The sequence below is a fragment of the Tsukamurella sp. TY48 genome, assembly GCF_019656655.1.
Taxonomy (GTDB): domain Bacteria; phylum Actinomycetota; class Actinomycetes; order Mycobacteriales; family Mycobacteriaceae; genus Tsukamurella; species Tsukamurella strandjordii.
The window spans coordinates 1,855,952-1,880,194 of the sequence record NZ_BPMV01000001.1; the positions used below are offsets into that span (position 1 = coordinate 1,855,952).

23 protein-coding genes are annotated in these 24,243 nt (G+C 68.8%); 10 read left to right on the top strand and 13 right to left on the bottom strand.

What is annotated here, in order from left to right:
- Nucleotides 1–19: 19 nt before the first annotated feature.
- From gyrB to dnaN, 7 genes are all read right to left on the bottom strand, one after another.
- Nucleotides 20–2,086, bottom strand: coding sequence for a DNA topoisomerase (ATP-hydrolyzing) subunit B (gyrB, locus tag TTY48_RS09035; protein WP_220657179.1), 2,067 nt, complete (start codon nucleotides 2,084–2,086; stop codon nucleotides 20–22).
- Nucleotides 2,087–2,338: 252 nt separating this feature from the next.
- Nucleotides 2,339–2,881 (bottom strand): DUF721 family protein, encoded by a 543-nt coding sequence (locus TTY48_RS09040; protein WP_220657180.1) that lies wholly within the window; start codon nucleotides 2,879–2,881, stop codon nucleotides 2,339–2,341.
- Between the two features lie 33 nt (nucleotides 2,882–2,914).
- Nucleotides 2,915–4,552, bottom strand: coding sequence for an MFS transporter (locus tag TTY48_RS09045; RefSeq protein ID WP_220657181.1), 1,638 nt, complete (start codon nucleotides 4,550–4,552; stop codon nucleotides 2,915–2,917).
- 1 nt (nucleotide 4,553) lies between these two features.
- Nucleotides 4,554–5,852 (bottom strand): nucleotide disphospho-sugar-binding domain-containing protein, encoded by a 1,299-nt coding sequence (locus tag TTY48_RS09050; protein WP_220657182.1) that lies wholly within the window; start codon nucleotides 5,850–5,852, stop codon nucleotides 4,554–4,556.
- 147 nt (nucleotides 5,853–5,999) lie between these two features.
- Nucleotides 6,000–7,214, bottom strand: a complete 1,215-nt coding sequence (gene recF, locus TTY48_RS09055; protein WP_220657183.1) for a DNA replication/repair protein RecF — start codon at nucleotides 7,212–7,214, stop codon at nucleotides 6,000–6,002.
- Nucleotides 7,215–7,230: 16 nt separating this feature from the next.
- Nucleotides 7,231–8,115 (bottom strand): phosphogluconate dehydrogenase (NAD(+)-dependent, decarboxylating), encoded by an 885-nt coding sequence (gnd, locus tag TTY48_RS09060; RefSeq protein WP_220658516.1) that lies wholly within the window; start codon nucleotides 8,113–8,115, stop codon nucleotides 7,231–7,233.
- 40 nt (nucleotides 8,116–8,155) lie between these two features.
- Entirely contained in the window at nucleotides 8,156–9,319 is a 1,164-nt protein-coding gene (gene dnaN, locus TTY48_RS09065) for a DNA polymerase III subunit beta (RefSeq protein WP_220657184.1), read from the bottom strand.
- Between the two features lie 432 nt (nucleotides 9,320–9,751).
- On the opposite strand from dnaN, the gene TTY48_RS09070 reads away from it, so the two are divergent.
- Entirely contained in the window at nucleotides 9,752–10,591 is an 840-nt protein-coding gene (locus TTY48_RS09070) for a hypothetical protein (RefSeq protein WP_220657185.1), read from the top strand.
- A gap of 3 nt (nucleotides 10,592–10,594) precedes the next feature.
- On the opposite strand, the gene dnaA is transcribed toward TTY48_RS09070, so the two are convergent.
- Nucleotides 10,595–12,043 (bottom strand): chromosomal replication initiator protein DnaA, encoded by a 1,449-nt coding sequence (gene dnaA / locus TTY48_RS09075; RefSeq protein WP_220657186.1) that lies wholly within the window; start codon nucleotides 12,041–12,043, stop codon nucleotides 10,595–10,597.
- Between the two features lie 623 nt (nucleotides 12,044–12,666).
- Here dnaA and rpmH point away from each other — a divergent pair.
- From rpmH to TTY48_RS09120, 9 genes are all read left to right on the top strand, one after another.
- A complete protein-coding gene (gene rpmH / locus TTY48_RS09080) occupies nucleotides 12,667–12,810 on the top strand; it encodes a 50S ribosomal protein L34 (protein WP_220657187.1) in 144 nt (47 codons plus the stop codon).
- Between the two features lie 109 nt (nucleotides 12,811–12,919).
- Nucleotides 12,920–13,327, top strand: a complete 408-nt coding sequence (rnpA, locus tag TTY48_RS09085) for a ribonuclease P protein component (RefSeq protein WP_374758686.1) — start codon at nucleotides 12,920–12,922, stop codon at nucleotides 13,325–13,327.
- 14 nt (nucleotides 13,328–13,341) lie between these two features.
- Nucleotides 13,342–13,566 carry a membrane protein insertion efficiency factor YidD gene (gene yidD, locus TTY48_RS09090; RefSeq protein WP_220658517.1) on the top strand — a complete coding sequence of 75 codons (225 nt, stop codon included), beginning with the start codon at nucleotides 13,342–13,344 and terminating at the stop codon, nucleotides 13,564–13,566.
- Between the two features lie 141 nt (nucleotides 13,567–13,707).
- Nucleotides 13,708–14,820: a membrane protein insertase YidC gene (gene yidC, locus TTY48_RS09095; RefSeq protein WP_255585737.1), complete on the top strand. Its 1,113-nt coding sequence runs from the start codon at nucleotides 13,708–13,710 to the stop codon at nucleotides 14,818–14,820.
- Nucleotides 14,821–14,861: 41 nt separating this feature from the next.
- The gene (locus tag TTY48_RS09100; RefSeq protein ID WP_220657190.1) at nucleotides 14,862–15,398 is read left to right on the top strand and encodes a R3H domain-containing nucleic acid-binding protein; all 537 of its coding nucleotides are present in this window, start codon (nucleotides 14,862–14,864) and stop codon (nucleotides 15,396–15,398) included.
- Nucleotides 15,399–15,506: 108 nt separating this feature from the next.
- Entirely contained in the window at nucleotides 15,507–16,226 is a 720-nt protein-coding gene (gene rsmG / locus TTY48_RS09105; RefSeq protein WP_220657191.1) for a 16S rRNA (guanine(527)-N(7))-methyltransferase RsmG, read from the top strand.
- 1,027 nt (nucleotides 16,227–17,253) lie between these two features.
- Nucleotides 17,254–18,168, top strand: a complete 915-nt coding sequence (locus TTY48_RS09110) for a ParA family protein (RefSeq protein WP_255585594.1) — start codon at nucleotides 17,254–17,256, stop codon at nucleotides 18,166–18,168.
- A 2-nt stretch (nucleotides 18,169–18,170) separates the two neighbouring features.
- Nucleotides 18,171–19,196 carry a ParB/RepB/Spo0J family partition protein gene (locus TTY48_RS09115; RefSeq protein WP_220657192.1) on the top strand — a complete coding sequence of 342 codons (1,026 nt, stop codon included), beginning with the start codon at nucleotides 18,171–18,173 and terminating at the stop codon, nucleotides 19,194–19,196.
- Between the two features lie 4 nt (nucleotides 19,197–19,200).
- Nucleotides 19,201–19,920, top strand: a complete 720-nt coding sequence (locus TTY48_RS09120) for an acetyltransferase (protein ID WP_255585595.1) — start codon at nucleotides 19,201–19,203, stop codon at nucleotides 19,918–19,920.
- Between the two features lie 27 nt (nucleotides 19,921–19,947).
- Here TTY48_RS09120 and TTY48_RS09125 read toward each other — a convergent pair whose 3' ends face one another.
- From TTY48_RS09125 to sigM, 5 genes are all read right to left on the bottom strand, one after another.
- On the bottom strand, nucleotides 19,948–21,135 hold the full coding sequence (locus TTY48_RS09125) for an N-acetylmuramoyl-L-alanine amidase (protein ID WP_220657193.1): 1,188 nt from the start codon (nucleotides 21,133–21,135) through the stop codon (nucleotides 19,948–19,950).
- A gap of 97 nt (nucleotides 21,136–21,232) precedes the next feature.
- Nucleotides 21,233–21,553 carry a thioredoxin gene (gene trxA / locus TTY48_RS09130; protein ID WP_220657194.1) on the bottom strand — a complete coding sequence of 107 codons (321 nt, stop codon included), beginning with the start codon at nucleotides 21,551–21,553 and terminating at the stop codon, nucleotides 21,233–21,235.
- Between the two features lie 41 nt (nucleotides 21,554–21,594).
- Nucleotides 21,595–22,551: a thioredoxin-disulfide reductase gene (trxB, locus tag TTY48_RS09135; RefSeq protein WP_220657195.1), complete on the bottom strand. Its 957-nt coding sequence runs from the start codon at nucleotides 22,549–22,551 to the stop codon at nucleotides 21,595–21,597.
- A gap of 105 nt (nucleotides 22,552–22,656) precedes the next feature.
- The gene (locus tag TTY48_RS09140) at nucleotides 22,657–23,304 is read right to left on the bottom strand and encodes a hypothetical protein (protein ID WP_220657196.1); all 648 of its coding nucleotides are present in this window, start codon (nucleotides 23,302–23,304) and stop codon (nucleotides 22,657–22,659) included.
- Between the two features lie 119 nt (nucleotides 23,305–23,423).
- A complete protein-coding gene (gene sigM, locus TTY48_RS09145; protein ID WP_255585596.1) occupies nucleotides 23,424–24,062 on the bottom strand; it encodes an RNA polymerase sigma factor SigM in 639 nt (212 codons plus the stop codon).
- Between the last annotated feature and the right edge of the window lie 181 nt (nucleotides 24,063–24,243).

Genomic DNA, 24,243 nt, shown 5'->3' on the forward strand with positions numbered 1-24,243 from the left:
TGGCCCGGGCCGCCGCGGATCACACGTCGAGGAACCGCACGTCCTTGGCGTTGCGGGCGATGAACGAGCGTCGTGCCACCACGTCCTCACCCATGAGGATCGAGAACAGCTCGTCGGCCGCGGCGGCGTCGTCGAGGGTCACCTGCTTGAGCACGCGCACCGTCGGGTCCATGGTGGTCTCCCACAGCTCCTTGGCGTTCATCTCGCCGAGGCCCTTGTAGCGCTGGATGCCGTCGTCCTTGTTGATCTTCTTGCCGGCGGCGAGACCGTCGGCCAGGAGCACGTCGCGCTCGAGGTCGCTGTAGGCGAACTCCGGCTCGGCGCCCTTCTGCCACTTGAGCTTGTACAGCGGCGGCTGCGCGAGGTACACGTGGCCGTGCTCCACCAGGGGCCGCATGAAGCGGAACAGCAGGGTGAGCAGCAGGGTCGAGATGTGCTGGCCGTCCACATCGGCGTCGGCCATCAGCACGATCTTGTTGTAGCGCAGCTTGGCGAGATCGAACTCGTCGTGGATGCCGGTACCGAAGGCGGTGATGATCGACTGGACCTCGGTGTTCTTGAGCACCTTGTCGATCCGGGCCTTCTCGACGTTGATGATCTTGCCGCGGATGGGCAGGATCGCCTGGTACATCGAGTCGCGACCGCTCTTGGCGGAGCCGCCGGCGGAATCGCCCTCGACGATGTAGACCTCGCACTTCTCGGGGTCGTTGCTGCGGCAGTCGGCGAGCTTGCCGGGCAGGCCGCCGATGTCGGTGGCGCTCTTGCGGCGCACCAGCTCACGCGCCTTGCGGGCGGCCAGACGGGCCTGCGCCGAGGCGGAGGCCTTCTGCACGATGGTCTTCGCATCGGCCGGGTTCGACTCGAACCAGTGGGAGATCTGCTCGCGGCAGACCTTCTGCACGAAGCCCTTGACCTCGGTGTTGCCCAGCTTGGTCTTGGTCTGGCCCTCGAACTGGGGCTCGGAGACCTTCACCGAGATCACGGCGGCGAGACCCTCGCGGATGTCGTCACCGGTGAGCTCGCCGTCCTTCTCCTTGACCAGCTTCTTGTCCTTCGCGTAGGCCTTCACCACCGAGGTGAGCGCCGCGCGGAAGCCCTCCTCGTGGGTGCCGCCCTCGTGCGTGTTGATCGTGTTCGCGAAGGTGTGCACCGACTCCGAGTAGCCGGAGTTCCACTGCATCGCGATCTCGACCTCGTGGCCCTTCTCCTGGCCCTCGAAGGAGATGATCGAGCCGTGGATCGGCGTCTTCGACGTGCGCGCGTTGATGTGCTTGACGTAGTCCACCAGGCCGTCGGGGTAGTGGAAGATCCGCTCGCGCTTCTTCGGCGCGACCTCTTCCAACGCGGCCTGCACGTCCTCCTCGTGCGCGGAGGGCGCCTCTTCGGTGAGGTCCTCGTCGGGCACCTCGACCGCCACCGGGCGCTCGTCGGTGAGCGTGATGGTCAGGCCCTTGTTGAGGAAGGCCATCTCCTGCAGGCGACGCGCGACCGTCTCGAAGTCGTAGAAGGTGGTGTCGGTGAAGACCTTGGGATCGGCCCAGAACCGCACGGTGGTGCCGGTGCGGTCGGTGGGCTCGCCCTTCCGCAGCTCGGAGGCGACGGAGGTGCGTTCCTTGTCGTTCCAGGCGAAGTCCTGCTGCCAGTGGTAGCCGTCGACGTCGATCTCGACCTCGACCTTGCTGGACAGCGCGTTCACCACGGAGATACCGACGCCGTGCAGGCCGCCGGACACCGCGTAGGAGTCGGAGTCGAACTTGCCGCCGGCATGCAGCGAAGTGAGCACCAGCTGCACCGTCGGCATGCCCTTGGCGTGCATCGCCACCGGGATACCGCGGCCGTCGTCGATCACCTCGACGCCGCCGTCGGCCATGAGTCGCACGTCCACGCGCGTGGCGTAGCCGGCCATGGCCTCGTCGACGGAGTTGTCGACGACCTCTTGGATCATGTGGTGCAGACCGCGTGGGCCGGTGCTGCCGATGTACATGCCGGGGCGCTTGCGCACCGCCTCGAGGCCCTCGAGCTGCTTGATGGAATCTGCGCCGTAGTTGCCCGAACCGGACTTTCCAGCGTTGTTGTCAGCCGCCACGATGTGTTGGCGCTCCTTCGTCGATACCACCGCGCGGCGCCGCCGGGGGGTACCCGACGGTCCTGTCGATGGTGAACGGACAGCGGGCCGCCGAGGCGATCCGCTCTTGCAGTTCCAGTCTACTCTTCTTCAGGACGTTAAATGCGGTTGCCACGCCCTGAACGCGTCGCAGACGAATCCGACCTCGTTTCGGCGCGATCACTCCGAATCGGGTCTCGCTGGCCGCACGGCCCTGCTGGGCCGCAGATCGGTTTATCCGTAGGTATCGCGCGGACCGCGGCCCGATACGTGCAGCGGACCCTTGCGCCAGCTGGGTGCGGTGGGGCCGGTGATGTTGAGCGAGGTGACCACGCCCTGCCCGACGGCGGCGTTGATCTTCGCGAGCAGCTGGGGCTGCATGAGCCGCAGTTGCGTGGCCCAGGCGGTGGATTCGGCGCTCACGTAGAGCACCTTCTCGCGCAGGCTGACGGCCCGCGCGTGCGCCGCGACATCGGCACCGACCACGGTGTCCCAGCAGCCGAGAACCGTTCCCTCGCCGACCTTTCGGTCCCAGCCACGGGCCTTCGCGATCCCACCGATCAGGGCGCCGAACTTCTGCGGATCACGGCCGTCCGGCGCGGGGCCGGACCACTTCCGCGAGCCCTGCCGCAGCCGCCGCACTCCGCCCGTCATCGGTGCGGCATTGCCGCGGCCCACGGACTTGCCGGCCGCCTTCGCAGCGGCGCGGGCCTCCTCGAGGGCACGGCGCGCGATATCGGAGCCGTGCAACTGACCGTTGTCGTTCGGACCCGTCATGTGCGCTCCTCTCCTGGCCGCGATGCCCTCAGGCTACCCGCGGCCTCCGACAGGTTCCGTGTGTCCGCCGCCGGTGGGCTCGCCGGAGATCAGGTCCTGGACCCGCAGCTGCGGCCCGTCTCCTGTGCTCCGGTGCCTGCCCCCTGCGGTGCTGCCCGTGCTCCGCATGAACACCACCACCGTGATGCCCGCGAACAGGGCCACACCGGCGGCCACCAGGTTGGCCGATTGCATGGCGTGCACGAAGCCCTGCTGCACGGTGTGGCCCACCACGGCCTGCAGCTCGGGCGGTGCGGCTCCGATGGCACGCACGCCGCCGATCACCGACGATTCCGCCTCGGCCCGGATACCCGGCGTCACGGGCAGGCGGGCGAGATCCTCGGCGACCCGAGCGGAGTACAGGTGCGCGACCACCGAACCGAGGATCGCGACGCCGAGCGCACCGCCCACCTCACGCGTGGTGTCGTTGACCGCCGATCCGGCCCCGGCCTCACCCGATGGCACCGAGGTCATCACGGAGGTGGTGGCGGGGCCCTGCAACAGGCCCAGACCCACGGCGATCACCGACATCGCGGGCAGGATCTGCGTGAGGTAGTCGGCGGATTCGGTGAGCCGGGAGGTGACCACGAAACCGACGGCCATGATCCCCAGGCCGATCGAGATCGCGAACCGCATCCGGCGCTCGGTGTTGGCCTGGGCCGCCAGCGGCGTCACCGCCACCGCCACGAGCGCGAACGGGATCACGCGCACCGCGGTCTCCAGCGGCCCGTAACCCAGCACCGCCTGGAAGTACATGATCGTGATGAAGACGAAGCCCAACAGGCAGAAGAAGCCGGCGCAGATCGCGAAGGAGCCCATCGCGAACCCGCGGGCGCGGAACAGGGTCACATCCAGGACCGGATTCGCATGGCGCCGCTCGTACGCCACGAAGGCCACCAGGAAGACCACCGCGGCCACCAGCGCACCGACCACGGGCGCGCTGCCCCAACCGAAGTTCGGCGCCTCGATCAGGCCCCACACCAGCAGGGTGATGCCCGAGATCGACAGCAGCACCCCGAACAGGTCGAAGGACGGGCGTTCGGAACCGTAGGACTCCGGGACCAGCGTGAGACAGCCGATGATCGCGACGATCGAGATGGGCACGTTGATCCAGAACACCGACGACCAGGCGAAGTGCTCCACCAGGTAGCCGCCGACCACGGGGCCGATGGCGATCGATGCGCCGGCCGCGGCCGACCACACGGCGATCGCCTTCGTGCGCTCCTGCTTCTCCGGGAACAGCTCGGAGATGATGGCCAGGGTCGCGGGGAAGATCAGTGCCGCGGCGGCGCCCAATGCCGCACGCGCGGTGATCAACTGGGCCAGCGAGGTGGACCTGGTCGCCAGGATGGAGATCACGATGAAGCACGCGAGTCCGGCAACGAGCACCTTGCGCCGGCCGATCCGGTCTCCGAAGTAGCCCGTGGCCAGCAGCAGGCCCGCGAAGACCAGCGTGTAGGAGTCCACGATCCACTGCAGCGCGCTCATCCCGCCGCCGAACTCCTCGCTCAGCGTGGGCAGCGCGATGGTGACGATGCTGTTGTCCATACCCGTCATGAGGACGGCGATACACACGGTGCCGAGCGATATCCACCGCTTCGACGCGCTCAGGGCGCCAGGGGAAGCCGGCATATCAGCGACCGGACCCCTCACCCTCGGTGGCCGCGACCTCGGCCATGAAGGCGTCGAAGGCCGCGATGAACTGATCCCGGCCGTGCAAATCGTTCGCGGCGGCCGCACCGGTGCGGCGTGCACCCACGACCACCGCCTCGTCGCGCACCAGGGCTAGCACCTCGGCCGCGATGGTGTCGGCGGTCATCCGGCGGCGGGGCAGCACGGCGCCGGCCCGGGCGGCCTCGATCCGCCGGCCCCAGAAGTGCTGGTCGAAGGCCTGGCTGCACACCAGCGACGGGCTGCCCGAGGCCGCCGCGATGGCGGTGGTGCCCGCGCCGCCGTGGTGCACCAGGACCGCGCATCGCGGGAACACCGCATCGTGATCGACATCGGGGACCACCAGCAGGTCCGGCGTGTTGACCACCTCGTCGCCGGTGCGGGCCGACCATCCGGGCACGGCGATCACCCGCATGCCGTTGCGCGCCAGAGTGGCCGACAGCCCGCCGACCACACCGTCGAAATCCACGACCGGCATGCTGCCGAAGCCCACGTAGACGATCGGCCGGTCGTCCTGCGCGATCCAGGCCTCGATCGCGGCATCGCGATCGGCCCGGTCGGCGGGGCGGCCGCCGATCCGGATGAAACCGATCCGCGGCTGCCGCTCGTCGTGGCGGGTGCGCGGGGGCACCAGCGCCGTCCCGAAGGCCTCGATCCGCAGGATGTCGCGGCCGGCAAGCACCGACCGGGGATTGACGATCCGGTGGGGATAGCCCACACGCTTGGCCAGGTGCAGAGTCTTCTTGAAGATGCTCAGCGCCCAGCCCACGTTGAACACCCGGTAGGTGAGGGGCAGTACGGCCGGGATCTTCGCCGCCGCGTCCTGCAACCGGGGGCCCAGCAGAGGATTCGGCACCGGGCTGTGCGGATCGCCGGGGAAGTACTCCAGCATCACCAGCGGCGTGTGGCGCCGGTGGGTGACCAGGGCCGCGCGTTCCTCGATGATCCGGGTGCTGATCACGCAGTCGGCGCCCTCGCACAGTGCCTCGAGGTGCTCGTCGAACTCATCGGCGTGTGAATCCGCGAGCCTGCCCACGGCCCGCAGCTGCGTGGTGGTGCCGGTGCCGAAGAACTTCTCCTGGCCGAGCGGCGACTGCAGGAATTCCTTGAGATTGAGCGTGGTGAGTACGCGCGGTTCGAAGCCGTGCGACCGCACGAAGTCCCGCGATTCCACCGTGCACCCGATCTCGACGGTGTCCCCCCTGTCGGCGAACACCCCCGCTACGGCGAGGAGCGGGCTGATGTCTCCGCGGGAGCCCATGCACGCGATCGCTATCCGCACGGTGCCTGCCTTCCATTGTTGTACAGCGAAAGAAAGATCGGAGGTTTGTCGCAGTTTGCGATATTGTCGCGGTCTGCGATCGAATCAGGACAATACGGGACCACTAATCTTCGCGCACGCCTGCACTCACTCCGCCGAAGCCGGGCTCGATTCATCTGATGAATCGTCGACGGCCTCGGCCAGCCGGGAGATCCTCGCGTCCGCCGGTCCCTCGACGGTCACCTCGAAAGTGCGCGCCCGCAACGAGGGCGGCAGGTCTTCGGGAACCGCGGCGGTCACGATCACCTGCTCGGTCGCCAGCGCGACCTCCGCCAGCGCGGTGCGCCGCTTGGTATCGAGCTCGGCGAAGACATCGTCGAGCAGCAGTACCGGCTCGCTCCCGCCGGACCGCAGCAGTTCCAGCGAGGCCAGCCGCAATGCCAGTGCGTACGACCAGGATTCACCGTGGGAGGCGAAGCCCTTCGCGGGTTCGTTGCCGAGCCGCAGGTCCACATCGTCGCGGTGCGGCCCCACCAGGCACACGCCGCGTTCGATCTCCCTGGACCGTGCGCGCTGCAGGCCCGCCAGCAGGGCCTGTTCGAGTTCGGCGACGGTGGCCTCGGCGGGCTCGCCCTCGAAGTCCTCGTCGAACAGGCCGCTCGTATAGGCCATGGTGGCGGCGCGCGAATGCGGCGCAAGGGCCCCGTAGGCCAGCGTGAGATGCGGTTGCAGCGCGGCCACCACCTCGAGCCTGGCCGCGAGCAGTTCGGCGCCGAACCGGGCGAGCTGCGCGTCCCAGACGTCGAGCGTGGACAGCATCGATTCGGCGTCGGGTCCCCCGCGCCGAGCGGCGGCGTAGGCCGTCTTGAGCAGGGCCGTGCGCTGTTTGAGCACGCGCTCGTAATCGGCCTTCTCGGCGGCGATCCGGGGCGTGCGCAGAATCGCGAGATCGTCCACGAAGCGTCGGCGGCCGCCGGGCTCGCCCCGCACCAGCGCCAGATCCTCGGGGGCGAACAGCACCGACTGCAGGATTCCCAGCAGGTCGCGGGGCCGCCGACTCGGCGCGGTGTTGATCCGGGCCTTGTTCGCGCGGCCCGCCACGATGTCGATCTCCGCGGTCAGCTCGCGGCCCTCATTGTGCACCGTGGCCAGAACCGAGGCGGATTCGGCGCCCACCCGGATCAGCGGCTGATCGGTGGACACACGATGCGAGCCGAGCGTGGCCAGGTAGTTCAGCGCCTCGACGAGGTTCGTCTTCCCGAATCCGTTGCGCCCCACGAAGACATTGATGCCCCGATCCAGTTCGATGTCCACATCGTCCCAGGACCGGAAGTCGCGCAGGCGCAATCGGCGAACGTACAAGGGAAGCGGCGAGAACCTAGTCGGCGCGGCGCACGGCGTGACCGCCGAACTGATTACGCAGGGCCGAGACCGCCTTCATGGTGTCCGAATCATCCTGCCGGGACTGGAATCGCGCGAACAGCGCGGCCGCGATCACGGGCGCCGGTACCGAATGCCGGATGGCCTCCTCGACGGTCCAGCGGCCCTCGCCGGAATCCTCGGTGTAGCCGGTGATCTCCTGCAGGCCGGGATCCTCTTCAAGGGCCTTGACCAGCAGATCCAGCAGCCACGACCGCACCACGGTGCCCTTGCTCCAGGCGCGCAGCGTGCCGGCCACGTTCTCGATCAGCGGCTCGGCCTCAAGCAGGTCGTAGCCCTCGCCGTAGGCCTGCATCAGGCCGTACTCGATGCCGTTGTGGATCATCTTGGCGTAGTGACCGGCGCCGACGGGGCCGCTGTGCGCGAAGCCGTCCGCCCGATCGCCCTCGGGGCGCAGGGCGTCGAAGATCGGCATCGCGCGCTCCACATCGGCGTCCGAGCCGCCGACCATGAGCCCGTAGCCGTTCTCCAGGCCCCAGACACCGCCGGAGACACCGCAATCGAGGTAGCCGATGCCCTTGGCGGCCAGCAGCTCGGCGTTCGGCTGATCGTCGGTGTACTTGGAGTTGCCGCCGTCGATCACCAGATCGCCCTCGCCGAGCAGGTCCGCCAGCTTGCGCACCGTCTCCCGGGTGGGCTCGCCGGCCGGCACCATCACCCAGACCACGCGCGGCGCCTCGAGCGCGTCGACCAGGGCCTCCAGGGTGGGGACGTCCGTCACCTCGGGCCGCGGGTCGTACCCGACGACCTCGTGCCCACCGGCACGCACGCGCTGGCGCATGTTCGCGCCCATCTTGCCCAGACCGATGAGACCCAACTGCATGCTGGTCATGCCTTCCGTGTGATGGAGTTCGACGGTTCGATCAGCCGGGCAGACGCACGGGCATCAGCAGGTACGTGTACGCGCTCTGCGGCGCGGGGAACGCCCCCGAGTCGTCCGGCTGGAAAGCATTCTCCACCGTGGGGCGCAGCACCGCAGGCCGAGAGGGCGTGGTGAACCCGAAGGTCACCGACTCGGTGTGGATCGCTGCCAGGCCGTCCTGCAGGTAGCCCGGGTTGAAGGCGATGGTGAGCGGCTCGCCCTGGAAATCGGCGGGCAGCTCCTCCTCGGCCTTGCCGGCGTCGTCGCCACCGGCCGAGAGCCGCAGCGAACCGTCGCCGAACTCCATCCGCACCTGCGCGCCGCGGTCCGCCACCAGGGCCACACGCTTGATGGCCTCGAGCAGCGGTGCGATCTCCATCGTGGCGATCGCGGTGTGCGCGGCGGGGAGCAGCTGGCGGAACTTCGGGAAATCGGCGTCCAGCAGGCGGGTGGTGGTGCGGCGGTCCGGGCCGACCACACCGAGCAGACCGTCGGCGCCCACGGCGGAACCGGCGCCCAGCGCGATACCCACCTCGGAATCACCGGCGAAGGTCTTCGCGGCCTCGGACAGGGTCTTCGCGGGCACCAGGACGGCGGCCTTCACGTCGCCGGACTGCGGCTGCCATTCGAATTCGCGCACGGCCAACCGGAACCGGTCGGTCGCGGCCAGAACCACCTTCTCGCCCTCGATCTCCACCCGGATACCGGTGAGCATGGGCAGCGTGTCGTCTTTGCCGGCGGCGATGGCGACCTGCGAGATGGCCTCGGCGAAGGTCGACCGCTCGATGGCGCCGGTCTGCTGCGGCAGCTCGGGAAGCTGCGGGTAGTCCTCGACGGGCATCGTGGGCAGCGAGAACTTCGCACTGCCGCAGCTGATGGCCACGCGGGTGACATCGAGTTCCACGTCGACCGGCTTGTTGGGCAGAGCCTTGGTGATGTCGGCGAGCAGCCGGCCGGACACCAGCACCTGGCCCTCGTCGGCGACCTCGGCGCCCACGCGCACCTGCGCCGAGACCTCGTAGTCGAATCCGGAGACGGTGAGCCCGTCGTCGCCCGCGGTCAGCAGGACGCCGCCGAGCACCGGTACCGGGGGACGCGACGGCAGGCTGCGGGCCACCCACGCGACGGATTCGGCGAACTCCTCGTGCGGGACGCGAAACTTCATGCCGACGGAGCCTTTCGGTAGGGACATGCGGGCAGGGCGTGGCGGCTTCTGCCGTCAGGGCTTCGATGCTATAGGAGGCGGGACCGGCGGGTGTACGCCCGCCTGAACTACAGCTCCGGCGCGGGCCGATGCGGCCCGCTTCCCCACACCCTCTTTTCAAAAGAAGTATTGAAAGAAGAAATAGCCTGTAGTCATAAGGCCTGTGGATGATGTGGAGGAAGGCCGTCCGCGCAGCATCACAGGCGTGTCGGTGTGTTGACGACGCGCCGTAGGCAATGTGGAAGTACATCCGTGTAATTGGTGAGGAACCGAACCTGTGGACGGTTGTGGAGGAATCATCCCCAGGTTGTTCCTGCATTTTCGGTGATTCATCCACAGGCGACGCGGTCGATGCACAGGTGCCCGCTCCGCGCCGTGGCGTACCTTGTGACCATGGGATACCCCGATCCGCAGCAGAATCCCGGGCAGCATCCGGGCGGCCAGAACTATCCGGCGCAACCCGGTGGTCCGGTGCCGCCGCAGCAGCCCGGCGGCCCCTATCCCCCGGCACAGCCGGGCGGTCCGTACCCGCCGGCGCAGCCGGGCGGGTACCAGCCCACGCGGGAAATGGGCCGCGAGGAGACCGGCGGCCAGCCCGGCGGCTACGAGCTCGGCTACGCACCGGGCGCGTACGGCCCCTACGACGGCCAGCAGCCCCCGCAGGGCCCGCCCCCCGGTGATCCGTACGGTCCGGGTGGGCCCGGTGGTGGGGACGGCGGCGACGGCAACAAGAACAAGAAGGTGCTGTGGATCGCCGTGGCCACGGTGATCTTCGTGCTGGTGCTGGCGGGCGTCGTGGTGGGTGTCGCCACGAGCGGTTCGAAGGAGACGGCGGCGACCACGACGGCCACGCCGACCACGACGGCTACCCGCACCACGACCAAGGCGCCGGCCACCGGCGGCACTGCGTCACCGTCGTTCTCGCTGCCCAACATCTTCGGCGGCGGGTCCACCACCGGACCGAACGCGCGGCAGTGGCAGGTGGAAGTGTCCGGCAGCGGCTCGGCGCAGCTGGTGACGATCGGCATTCCGGACACGAGTCTGTTCGGCTCGCAACCGCTTCCGTGGTCGAAGACCTTCTCCTCGGACGCGGCGCTGGTGAACATCACCGTGATCGGTTACACCGGCGATGTCACGTGCAAGATCACCCGGAACGGCACGGTCGTCTCGGAACAGAAGTCGAGCGCCGAGGGCACCGGCGGCGGACCGCTCATCTGCAGCAGCGGGCGCTGACCGCTACTGGCTGCGCCGCTTGATCCGGGTGGTGAGTTCCTGCACCTGGTCGTAGACGCGGCGCCGCTCCGGCATCTCCTTGCGGATCTTGCGTTCCGCGTACATCACCGTGGTGTGGTCGCGGTCGAAGATCTGGCCGATCTTCGGCAGCGACAGCTCGGTGAGCTCGCGGCACAGGTACATCGCGATCTGCCGCGCGTGGGTCACGGCGCGGGCGCGCTCGGTGCCCTTGAGATCGGCCACGGTGATCTCGAAGTACTCCGCCACCACCGAAAGGATGGTGCTGGAACTGATCTCGATCGTCGTGGTGTCCGGCACCAGATCGCGCAGCACCATCTCGGCGAGCTCGTAGGTCACGTCTGTCTGCGTGAGTGAGGCGAAGGCCGTCACGCGGATCAGGGCGCCCTCGAGCTCGCGGATGTTGCGGTCGATGCGGGTGGCGATGAGTTCGAGCACATCGTGCGGAACGTGGATCCGCTCCATCTGCGCCTTCTTGAGCAGGATCGCCATGCGGATCTCGAGCTCGGGCGGCTGCACATCGGTGATCAGGCCCCACTCGAACCGAGTGCGCAGCCGATCCTCCAGCGTTGCAAGCTGTTTCGGCGGCCGGTCCGAGGAGACCACGATCTGCTTGTTCGCATTGTGCAGCGTGTTGAAGGTGTGGAAGAACTCCTCCTGGATACCCAGTTTCCCTTCCAGGAACTGGATGTCGTCCACCAGCAGGATGTCCACATCGCGGTAGCGCTGCTTGAACTGCACCTGGCGGTCGTCCTTGAGCGAGTTGATGAAGTCGTTCGTGAACTCCTCGGTGGAGACGTACTTCACCCGCATGCCCGGGAACAGGCGCTGCGCGTAGTGCCCCGCCGCGTGCAGCAGGTGGGTCTTCCCGAGTCCGGACTCGCCCCAGATGAAGAGCGGGTTGTAGGCGCGGGCCGGCGCCTCGGCCACGGCGAAGGCCGCCGCGTGCGCGAACCGGTTGGAGGCGCCGATCACGAAGGTCTCGAAGGTGTACTTCTGGTTCAGGCTCGAACCGGAGCTGCCGCTCGACTTCGACGACGGACCCGTCATCGGCGGCGGCAGGGTGACCGACGGTGCCTCCAGGGTGGCCGTCGGCGTGGGTACGGGGAGGTCGGCGGTGCTGGGCCCGGCCGGCGGTTCGGCCTCGACGGTGACCGGCGGCGTCGCGTCCGGGGAGATGCGCACGCCGAGCTCCACGTCTTGGCCGAGCCGCATGGACAGCGCATCGATGATCGGGTCCCGCAGACTGCGGTCGATCACGTCCTTCATGAGCTGCGACGGGACGGCGACGAGCGCGAAGCCCTCGGTCAGGGTCAGCGGTTGGACCAGGCGCAGCCAGGCCTTCTCCTGCATGGTGAGGGTGCGATCGGTGCTCTCCCCACAGAGATCGTCGACGACGGCCGTCCACGTCTCGATGAGTGGATCAACGGTCATCAGGTCCTCCGCGCCGGGCCCGGAGCTGTTGGGCTGCCGGCTTCTCGTCCACATGTTCGTTATCGGGTTGTGCATGAATCCACCCCACCCGACCTGCGAAAGCACTCTACTCCACAGATCTATCCACAGGTGTGGAAGAACCGGGTATAAGGATGCTGCGGCCGTTGTCTCGGCCGATCGTCGATCTCGCTGCGCTGGTGCAGGCGGTCCGGGGTCGGGCCCCGGCTACGGAGCCGCCCGAAGGCCGGTACACGCCAGGTCCCTGCGGGCCCGGTGCTGCCGTGCCTCGATGCCACGGACGGCCGTGGTCGTGCTCAGCGATCGCATTCGGCAAAGTTAACAGAGCGGAGCGGACTCCTCAACACGAAGCACATTCTCGCAGGACAGTGTGGGACGCGACCGGGAATCGGCGTGTCGGGCGACCCTCATCGTGACCTGCGTCACGGGACCGGCGGTGTCGCGGTTTGACCTTGTCAGGCGGGATAAGTAGTCTTGGACGGTCTGTGCGCACACCGATCCGTCGGGCGAGTTCGACCTCAAGTTGAACTTCATGTGTCGCCGAGAGTTTCCATCCACCATCCGGTGGCGCACCAGCGCCGCCGTACCGAACAAGGAGTGTCACCGTGGCTAAGGGCAAGCGGACGTTCCAGCCGAACAACCGTCGCCGCGCGCGGGTTCACGGCTTCCGTCTTCGTATGCGCACCCGTGCCGGGCGCGCCATCGTCTCTTCGCGTCGTGCCAAGGGCCGCGCGAAGCTGACGGCCTGATTCATTGATCCACGGCGCCACCGCGGCCCCTGAGCGTTCAGGGCGCGGTGGCGTTCGTGCACAGGGGATACGAAGGCAGACCCACGCAGTGCTACCCGCCCGCCACCGGATGAGTTCGTCGCGCGATTTCGCCGCGGCGGTCAAAGGTGGCCGGAGGGTGGGCCGGCGCTCGATCGTCGTGCACGTGGTGAACCGTGGCCAACCGGCAATGGCTGATGAGATTGCAAGCCCGGCAGCTGCTTCCGAGCGGATGCCGGGCCTCGTCGTGTCCGGGAGCGGTGTGGATCCGGTGATCCCGGCGCCGCGGGTGGGACTGATCGTGTCCAAGTCGGTGGGCAATGCCGTCACCCGGCACGCCGTGGCCCGGCGACTGCGCGCGGCCGCCTCGTCGCTGGTCGGCGGACTCGACGACGGCTCGCTCGTGGTGATCCGCGCATTGCGCGCCGCTGCGGACGACGACTCCGATGAACTTGCGGCGCAACTGCGCTCGGGCCTCACCAAGCTGGGTGCCCTGTGAGCGCGGCCACCGCGATGCGGCAGCTGCCGCGGCGCGCACTGATCGGGATGGTGCAGTGGTACCGCACCTGGATCTCTCCGATGCGCCCTCCCACATGCCGTTTCATGCCCACCTGCAGTGAGTACGCGGTGGAGGCGCTCAGCCGGTACGGCGCCGTGCGGGGTGTGTACCTCAGTACCATTCGGCTGTTGAAATGCGGTCCCTGGCACCGCGGCGGATGGGACCCTGTTCCCGAGTAGCTCGTTCCCCCGGCGCCGATCGCCACCCGCGCGGCTATGCCCGCCGCGCCCGAAACCTCATGAAGTAGAACGACAAGGAGCACCACGGACGTGTTCAATCCCTTATCTCTGGACTACGTGTACTACCCGGTCTCGGGCATCATGTGGGTCTGGCACAAGCTGTTCTCGATGATTCCCGGCCTGGGTCCGGACAAGGGAGTCACCTGGGCTCTTTCGGTGATCTTCCTGGTGCTCACCCTGCGCGCCATCCTGTACAAGCCCTTCGTCCGCCAGATCAAGACCACGCGGCAGATGCAGGAGTTCCAGCCGCAGATGCAGGCGCTGCGGAAGAAGTACGGCAAGGACCGGCAGAAGCTGGCCCTGGAGATGCAGAAGCTGCAGAAGGAGCACGGTTTCAATCCGCTGCTCGGCTGTCTGCCTGCGCTGCTGCAGGTTCCGGTGTTCATCGGCCTGTTCCACGTGCTGCGCTCGTTCAACCGGATGCCCGGCGGAGCCACCCAGATGTTCGGCTCGCCCAACATGACGGCGTACGAGACGCGCCACACGCCGAACTACTTCTTCTCGGCCACCGACGTGCAGAGCTTCCTGGACGCCCGCCTCTTCGGCGTGCCGCTGTCCTCGTACGTGCAGGAGCCCTTCGAGCAGTTCCAGGCCTTCATGCCGGTGAACATCAACAACGACTTCATCCAGCCTGACTTCGACAAGTGGATGATCTTCTGGCTGGCCGTGCCGCTCATGATCGTCGCCGCCCTGGCCACGCACTTCAACGCCCGTGCCTCGATCGCGCGCCAGCCCGTCGCCTCGCTCGATAACCCGCAGACGGCCATCATGAACCGCCTGATGCTGTGGGTCTTCCCCATCGGCGTGCTGGTCGGTGGTTTCTTCCTGCCCGTCGCCATCCTGATCTACTGGGTCACCCAGAACATCTGGACCTATTGCCAGCAGCACATCGTCTTCGGCAAGTTGGACAAGGAAGACGAGGAGAAGAAGAAGCTGGCGCAGGAGAAGCGCGCCGAGAACGCCCCCAAACCCGGTGCGAAGCCGGTGGCGAAGAAGGGCGGCGCGCAGGCGGCCAAGGCGGTCGATACGACCGCTGGAGCCGAGACGGAGGACGCCGAGGAGGCGACCGACGCACCGTCGAAGCCCACCCCCGGCGCCAAGCCCGCGGCCGGTGCGAAGCCGAAGCAGCAGCATCCCTCCGGGAACGCTCGCCAGCGGCAGCGCAACCAGCAGCAGCGGAAGAAGCGGCGCTGAGCCGCCCCTATACCCCTACTGAAGAACCACAAGGAGTACGCATGTCTGACGACGTGACCGTCGAGGACGAGAAGACCACCGCCGTGGCGCCCGCGGATACCGCTGCCGAGGAGGACGACGAACTGGTCGAGGAGGGCGAGATCGCCGCCGACTACCTCGAGCAACTGCTCGACATCCTGGACTTCGACGGCGATATCGACCTCGATGTCGAAGGCGGCCGCGCGATCGTGGCCATCGACGGTGGCGAGGATCTGACGAAGCTCGTGGGCCAGCGCGGTGAGGTCCTGGACGCCCTGCAGGAGCTGACTCGCCTCGCGGTGCAGCAGTCCACCGGCGACCGCAGCCGGCTGATGCTGGACGTGGCCGGCTGGCGCGCCGGCCGTCGTGCGCGGCTGTCCACACTGGGCGCCGAGATCGCGGCCCGTGTCGTGGAGAGCGGCGAGAAGGAGTCGCTCAAGCCGATGACGCCGTTCGAGCGCAAGATCGTGCACGACGCCGTGGCCAAGGTCGACGGTGTGCGCTCGGAGAGTGAGGGCGCGGAGCCGAACCGCCGCGTGGTGGTTCTGCCCAGCGCCTAGACTGGAGCAGAGGTGAACGATGGGTCCCGGGCCGTGCGCCTGGGGCCCATCGTCGTTTGCGGGCAGCGCGAGCTGTGAAATGACACGAGTGTGATTCGGAGGTTTCACGTGGAACGGCGGGATGCGGAAGCGGTGGCCTCGACGGCGGACGAGGCGGGGCAGGAGCTGCCCCCGGCTCCCGCGGAGGCGACAACGGTGTTCGGCGACCGGCTGCCGCTGGCCGAGGAGTACGCGCACGTGTTGGCCACCGACGGTGTGGTGCGCGGGCTGATCGGTCCGCGTGAGGTACCCCGGCTGTGGGAGCGCCACATCCTCAACTGCGCTGTGCTCGGCGAACTGGTCGAGGCGGGCGAGACGCTCGTCGATGTCGGCAGTGGGGCCGGCCTCCCCGGTATTCCGGTCGCGATCGCGCGCCCCGATGTCGAAGTGATTCTGGTGGAGCCGCTGCTGCGGCGCGCGGTCTTCCTCGAGGAGTTCTGCGCGGAGCGCCTGCCGAATGTTCGTGTGGTCCGGGGCCGCGCCGAGGAGCGCTCGGTGGTGCAGGCCGCGGGCGGAGCCGATGTGGTCACCTCCCGCGCCGTCTCGGGTTTCCCGAAGTTGGCTCCGTGGTCCGCTCCCCTGCTGCGCGATGGCGGCCGGCTGTTGGCACTGAAGGGTTCGCGCGCCGGCGATGAGATCGAGGAGCACTCGGCGGTCCTCGCGAAGGCCGGACTGTGCGATCCCGAGGTGGTCCGGTGCGGCGAGGGCGTCGTCGATCCGCCGACGACCGTCGTCCGTGCCTACCGCCGCGGGTCCGGTGCGGGGAAGTCGTCGCGCCGCGGCAAGTGATCGAATCCGGGCGAAACGGACAGTATTTGCCCCCTACTGGTTACCCACGGTCTTTTTCGACACGTGACAGACGGCCTCTCCGGGGCGGTCCCGACGGGCCCTCACCGGGAGGCAGTTCGGTACGCGCGTACCAATAATTCCGCGGATTGCGGTCCGCCGCGGAGCAGACCCGGGCAGCCCCAGTCCGATCTGTCGGGAGTCATGACGCGGACTGCTCGACGCACGAGCGCGAGTCGAGACCGGGGTCAGTCCTCTCCCCCGTGTCCGACGGCCCTCGGGCGGCCCGCCATGGCGGCGGAGATCCGGCCATCGAGATCGGTGGGCAATTCCGATTGACTCGGTCGAAGAGACGGGTCGGTCGGTGAATTCGGGTGCTGATCCGATCGGCTCGTAGGACCGAGGCCGGGCGCCGGGAGCGGACCGGTGTGCGAGGCGTGACAGGGCTGTGGGCCATCCCCACGATGTTTCACGTGGAACCTGTGATCGCCGCGAGGGCCCACGGTGCGGCCGTCGCACCGTGACCTGTCCGCGTCCCGCTCGACGGTGACCGCGAGCGAGCGGCTACGGATCCGCGATGACGACGATGCCGTCGAGCGGAGCACGTGGGCGGCGACGGGCGGTGAGCCGGACGAGCCGGCGGGTGCGAGGCGCGCACTTCCCTGCGGGGGCGCCGTGCGGAACGCTCCCGGGCGGGACGCCGCGAGCAGCGCATCACGGCCGGGGCAGGCGCGGGCCGGGGGCCGGTACCGGCGGGAGGCCCGATCGGCAGAAGACGGGGGCGGTACGCGGCGCATCGCCGGCAGGACTCCGGGCAGCGTCCAGAGCGTTGTGGCCGCGAGGCCGGCTGCCGAGTTTCACGTGAAACAGACTCCTCGATCGCGCGGAGTTTCACGTGAAACTCGAGAGTCTCGGACGTCGTCGAGCCGGACGGAACGAACCGAGCTGCGCCGATCGCCCGGACCCGGATGCCGGGCTGACGGTGTCGGAACGAGTCACTAGGATGGGGACATCAAGCTGAGGAGTATGCGTGACTGATCACGAATCCGGGTACGACGTTTCACGTGGAACCACGGAGGACGACACCCCCATCGCCGAGGCGGCCCGTCGCGCCAGCCAGGTCCTGACGCCGGGAGGTGCCGGCACCCTTCCCAAGCCCACGGCACAGCGGGTGCTGACCATCGCCAACCAGAAGGGCGGCGTCGGCAAGACGACCACGGCGGTCAACCTCGCCGCGGCGCTCGCGCTGCAGGGCCTGCGGGTGCTCGTGGTGGATCTCGATCCGCAGGGCAATGCCAGCACGGCGCTCGGGGTCGACCATCGTTCGGGCGTACCGTCCACCTACGAGCTGCTGATCGGCGAGACCACCCTGGAGGAGGCGATGGCGCAGAGCCCGCACTCCCCCAACCTGTTCTGTGTGCCCGCGACCATCGACCTGGCCGGCGCCGAGATCGAACTCGTCAGCATGGTGGCTCGCGAGACCCGGCTGAAGAATGCGCTCGCGAGCGCCGCGGACGCCGATATCGATTACATCTTCATCGATTGCCCGCCGTCGCTGGGGCTGCTCACCGTGAACGCGCTCGTCGCCGCGCGCGAGGTGCTGATCCCGATCCAGTGCGAGTACTACGCGCTGGAGGGTGTGGGACAGCTGCTGCGGAACATCGAGCTGGTGCAGGCGCACCTGAACAAGGATCTGCACGTCTCCACCGTGCTCCTCACGATGTACGACGCACGCACCAAGCTCGCCGATCAGGTGGCGGCCGAGGTCCGCAACCACTTCGGCGAACGCGTTCTCAGCGCCACCATCCCCCGCAGCGTCAAGGTCTCCGAGGCGCCGGGCTACGGCACCACGGTGCTCGACTACGACCCGGGTTCGCGCGGCGCGATGAGCTATCTGGACGCCGGGCGCGAACTGGCGCTCCGCGGCGCGGGGCAGGCGGTGTAGTCATGGCGACGCAGAAGAAGGGCGGCCTCGGTCGCGGCCTCGCCGCCCTGATCCCCACCGGACCCGACGAGGGACCGCGGCTCGGCAACGCCGCGGCCGACGTGGTGATCGGCGCCAAGCAGACGGCACCCGCACCCGGCGGCGTCGGGGGGAAGCGCGCAGCGTCGTCCCGCACCCCGGGCGCCGCGGACGAGACCGGCGGCGGCGATTCGCTGGGCGCCGTGTACCGCGAGCTCGCGCCGACCGCGATTCAGCCCAACCCGCAGCAGCCCCGCTCCGTCTTCGACGAGGAGGCGCTGGCCGAGCTCGTGCACTCGATCCGCGAGTTCGGGCTCATGCAGCCGATCGTGGTGCGTCCGCTCCCCACGCCGAAGGGCGAGGTGCGGTACCAGCTCGTGATGGGCGAGCGCCGCTGGCGGGCGAGCCAGGAGGCCGGCCTCGAGACCATCCCGACGATCGTCCGCGAGACCGCCGACGGCGACATGCTGCGCGACGCCCTGTTGGAGAACATCCACCGGGTGCAACTGAACCCGCTCGAAGAGGCGGCCGCCTACCAGCAACTGCTGGAGGAGTTCGGCGTGACGCACGACGAACTCGCCGCCAGGCTCGGCCGCTCGCGGCCCGTGGTCACCAACACCATCCGGCTTCTCCGCCTCCCCGTGGCCGTGCAGCGCCGCGTGGCCGCCGGAGTGCTGTCCGCCGGCCATGCCCGCGCACTGCTCGCCCTCGAGGCCGGGACCGAGGCGCAGGAGTCCCTCGCCGCCCGGATCGTGGCCGAGGGCATGTCGGTGCGCGCCACCGAGGAGGCGGTCACCCTCGCCAACCGCGGGGACGGCACCGTGGCCCCGGCGGCCCCGAAGCGGCGCCAGGAGGCCGACCCGGGCCTGCGCGATGTGGCCGACCGCATCGCCGACCGGCTCGACACCAAGGTCACCGTCTCCATGGGTAAGCGCAAGGGCAAGATCGTGGTCGAGGTGGGCTCGGCCGATGATCTCGACCGCATCGTCTCGCTGCTCGCCGGCCGGTAGTCCCATGGCTCTCACGATCGTCCCCCTCACGCTGGGCGCCTTCGACGACCTGCCGAAGCACCTGCGTCAGTGCGTGTACTGGGAGGTGGCCCCCGGGGCGGCCACCCTGACCGACACGGCCTTCGACAAGGAGGCCTGGCTGTCGATGCTCATGCTGGAGTGGGGCTCCTGCGGGCAGATCGCGATCGATCACCGGCCGGACGGCAGCTCCCGCCTGGTGGGCGTGGCCTTCTACGCCCCGCCCCGCACCGTGCCCCGTGCCGCCACCTTCCCCACCGCCCCGGTCAGCCCCGATGCGGTGCTCCTGACCTGGGTGGGAGCCGAGCCGGGCGTCGAAGACCGGGTCCGTGAGGAACTGGTGACGGCGGTGTGCACCGATCTGGTGCGCCGCGGTGTGCGGGCGGTGGAGGCCTTCGGTCTGCTCACACCCGTGGGTCAGACCACGGAAAGTGTTGTGGCGCAAATAGATTGCGGTCCATGCGGCTGCGATACGGTGCCGCTGACCGATGCCGACTTCCTGGAGCGAATGGGTTTCGAGACCGTGGCACCGCATCACCGCTACCCCCGGCTTCGGCTGGAGCTGTCCGAGGGCCTCGGATGGAAGGCGGGCGTGGAGCACGCACTGGAGCAGCTGCTGGCGGCCGGTGCGGCCGAAGCGGCCCTCCGTGAGGCGCTGGAGGGGACGGGAGACGCCGCGGCACCCGTGTGCCGGGCGGAGGACTGACGGGGCCGTGAGAGCCCCGTCAGGCACTCACGTGTCCGAGGTCTCCTCGAGCGCGATCAGCTCGGCGAAGGTGTACGTACCGGTGGGCCGGTCGTTCTCGCCCAGCAGGTACATCCGCTTGACCGCCACGAGGATCGCCTCGGCGATGGTGTCGCGCATCTCCGGGGAGGCGAGCACCGCCGCATCCTCGGGATTGGTCACGTAGCCCACGTCGATCTGCACCGTGGGCATCCGCGTCAGGCGCACGATGTCCCAGGTCCGGCCGTGGTAGTGGCAATCGCTGAGCGGAGTGCGCGCCACGATCTCGCGCTGGATGAACCCGGCCAGGTTGCGGCCGATGTTCGAGCTGGCGCCGTGGGTGTTGCCGAAGTGGAAGGAGGCGATGCCGTGCGCGCGCGGATTGCGGTAGTGCGCGGTGCGCAGCGCGATCATCAGATCGGCCTCGAAGGTGTTCGCGGTGTACGCGCGGGTGCTGTCGGTGGCGTCCATCCCCCGCGGACGCGACAGGTAGGTCTCCATCCCGGCGGCCGCCATGCGGCCCTCCAGGCGCGAGCCCAGATCCCAGAGGATCTCCTCCTCGGTGATCATCCGGCCGTCGGGGCCGCGCAGCGCGAGCCCCCGGTCGGGCCCGCCGAGGCCGGGATCGATCACGATGCGCTTACCGGACAGCCGCGGACCCGAGCGGCGCACGTGCTCCTCCTCGCGGATCGCGTGCGGGGAACCGCCGGTCACGCGGGAGCCTAGGAAGGTGAGCGAGCGCAGTGTGGCCGGACCGCAGATACCGTCCGCGACCAGGCCGAACTCACGCTGGTAGGCGGAGAGCCCCAGGTGCGTCTGCGGGCCGAACAGGCCGTCGATCATGCCGGCGTAGAAGCCGAGGTTCTGCAGCCGGGCCTGCAGCGCCGCCACATCGTCGCCCGAGGGCGGTGCCGAGGCGATGTAGCTCAGCGTGCGCGCACCGAGCTGATAGGTCGATTCGCGCAGCGCACGGTAGGTGGCCGGGCCCACGACACCGTCGACCAACAGGCCGCGCTGCTGCTGGAAGGCGCGGGTGGCATGGTCCAGGCGACGGTCGAAGACCGCCTCGGGCACCGTCCACCCGCCGCTGACCAGCTCGTTCGGGGCCACGAAATCGGGGAGGAAACCCTGATCGGCGAGGATGCCGCGGATCTCGGCTACGGCACCGCCGTGATCACCGAGGCTGATGCGGGGCATGTCCTGTCCTTCAGTTCGCTCCATGGTCGGCCCCGGACGGGCCGAATCGAGTACACGATACGGCCACTTCGGTGTCCGGACCAACCGCGGTGACCGACTAGAGGACGCCCTCGAGCTCCTTGAGGATGGCCGACTTGCTCTTCGCGCCCACCAGCTTGGCCACCGGCTCACCGTCCTTGAACAGGATCAGCGTGGGGATGCTGAGCACCTGGTAGTCGCGGGGTGCGGCCGGGTTGGCATCCACGTCCACCTTCGCCACGACCAGCGTGTCGGCGTGCTCGTCGGAGATCTGCTCGAGCACCGGCGCCACCATCTTGCACGGACCGCACCAGGTGGCCCAGAAGTCCACCAGCACCGGCTTCGACGATTCGAGGACGGTCTGCTTGAAATCGGCATCGGTGACGGTCACGGTGGCCATGGTTGTTCCTTCGGATCGAAAGGGATTGGGGGAGAGAACGATTACTGCGCGGCCGCGGTCTCGCGGTGGTGCGCTAGCCAGCGCTCGGCGTCGATGGCGGCCGAACATCCGCTGCCCGCGGCGGTGATCGCCTGCCGGTAGGTGTGGTCCACCAGATCGCCCGCGGCGAAGACACCGGGCACGCCGGTGGCGGTGCTGCGGCCCTCGACCTGCACGTAGCCCTCGTCGTCGACGGTGACCTGCCCCGCGACCAGCCCCGAGCGCGGGTCGTGGCCGATGGCCACGAACAGGCCGGTTACGTCCAGCGTGCTCTCGGCGCCGGTCACGGTGTTGCGCACGGCCAGCGATTCGACCGTCTTCTCGCCGTTCACGGCCGTCACCACGGCATCGGTGAGGAAGTGGATCTTCTCGTTGTCGCGGGCGCGGTCCAGCATGATCTTGGACGCGCGGAAGTTCTCGCTGCGGTGGATCAGGGTGACCGACTTGGCGAACTTGGTGAGGAAGATGGCCTCCTCCATCGCCGAATCGCCACCGCCGACCACCGCGATGTCCTGATCGCGGAAGAAGAAGCCGTCGCAGGTGGCGCAGGCGCTCACGCCGCGGCCCAGCAGGGCCTCCTCGCCGGGGATGCCCAGGTAACGGGCGGCGGCGCCCATCGCCAGGATCACGGCGCGGGCGCGGTAGGTGCCCTCGGAGGTGACGACCTCCTTGATCTCGCCGGTGATCTGCGCGGACTCCACATCCTCCATGCGCAGGTCGGCGCCGAACCGGATGGCCTGCTCGCGCATCTCGTCCATCAGCTCGGGGCCCATGATCCCGGCCTTGAAGCCCGGGTAGTTCTCCACCTCGGTGGTGGTCATGAGCGCGCCGCCGAAGTTGGTGCCCTCGAACAGGATGGTCTTCAGCTCGGCGCGGCCGGCGTACACGCCGGCGGTGTAGCCCGCGGGACCCGATCCGATGATGATCACGTCCGCGATATCGGTGCCAGCTGCAGTCATTACCTACCCGCCTCGAGAGAAGATCGATCCGGCCCCGTGCGGGCCGGCTGTTCGTGCCAACGGTCCCGGGGGTCCGGATGTTCCCGCGAGCCTTTCCGCTCCAGGTTACGGCGTGCGTGCGGGCGCGGTGGCGGTGCGTGCGGCCGCGGCCAGGGTGCGGGTCACGAGCACCGACGATGCGGTGCCCTGTGCGCAGGTCGGGGTGACGGCGAGCAGCGTCAGGTCGCCCAGTGCGGGCCCGGGCAGCAGCAGCACGGTGGCGGATGTGCCGCGCACGTCGATCGGGCCGGCGCCGAGCACGATGCGTTTGGTGGTGGGGATCCGGGCGGCATCGAGGCAGCGTTGCAGTGCGGCGTGGTCGGTGAGGGCGCCGCGGTCCCCGCCCGGGGAGGCGGCCGCCAGCAGGATGCCGTTATCGGGTTCGACGGTGCCCGGCTCGCCGAGGGTGCTCAGTGCCACGGTGACGGCCAGGGCGGAGGCGGCGACGGTGCCGACCGCGGCGGCGCCGTAGCGCAGCCGCTTGTTGGGCAGCGTGGGTTTTGGGGCGGTGCGGAGGTCGGCGATGATCCGGCGATCGCCGAGGGGGGTGACATCGGCGGGGCCGTCGGGAGGGGTCCAGGTGGCGTACGTGTCGTCGCGGTACTGCGCCAGCAGGTCGTCGAGCCGGTCGGACCGTGCGCGGTCCGCCCGCGAGCGGCGGCCCCGCTGCGGGGGCTGTTCGCCGTCGCCGTCGGCGTCGGAACCTGGAAGCATCGCTGCAACCTCCTCTCCTGAATTGGACGCATCAGGGTGCGGATCGGTTCCCGAGGCCCTCACACAGCATTGTGCCTTTTCTTACTCGTACGAACGCTGGTGTGTTCCAGCCGCTCCGATCAGCACAGCAGGCGCTCCAACCGGGCCCGTGCGCGCGCCCGGCGGCTCTTGACGGTGCCGACCGCCACGCCGAGCAATTCCGCGGCCTGCGCGACCGACAGACCGTGCATATCGACCGCGATCACCGCGGCGCGCTGATCCTCGGGCAGCATCCGCAGCGCCGCGTCCACCGAGAGCCGCCGGTCGAGATCTTCGGCGGTGCGCCCCTCGTCGGAGGCGAAGTTGCTCAGATCGTCCGGGATCGGCAGCGCCAGCCGGATCTGATTGCGCCGCGCCCGATCGAGGCAGGCGTTCACCACGATCCGGTGCATCCAGCTCGCCACCCGGCAATCGCCACGGAACGTGGGCGAGAGCTGGAAGGCGCGGAGCATGGCCTCCTGCAGGCAGTCCTCCGCATCGGCGTGCGAGCGGATGGTGCGCAGGGCGGTGGCCAACAGCTGGCGCCGGTGCCGCTGATAGAGCAGCGTGAAGGCGTGGTTGTCGCCGCCGGCGGCGCGATCGAGCAGCACCTCGTCGGGTTCCTCGATCGCGCGCGCGTGATGAAGGCGGTCGTGGACGGTGCTCGGCATTCGCCTCGCCATGGTCTTCGGCTCCCCCGAGCCGTCGATCCGCGAGGCGACCTTCCCCCGGTCTGTCATGAACGGATGTTAGGTCGCATTCGGAACCGGATAGGTGGTTTTCTTTGCTATTCGATTAACTTGATTTCGACGTCACGATCCTGTGATCGCAAAGGGCTGGGGAAAGCCTGGTGCGGCCGCTATTCGGGCGATAACATCGGCTCCAGGCCAGGTGGCGCACCCGTCGCTGTGGATTCTCCTC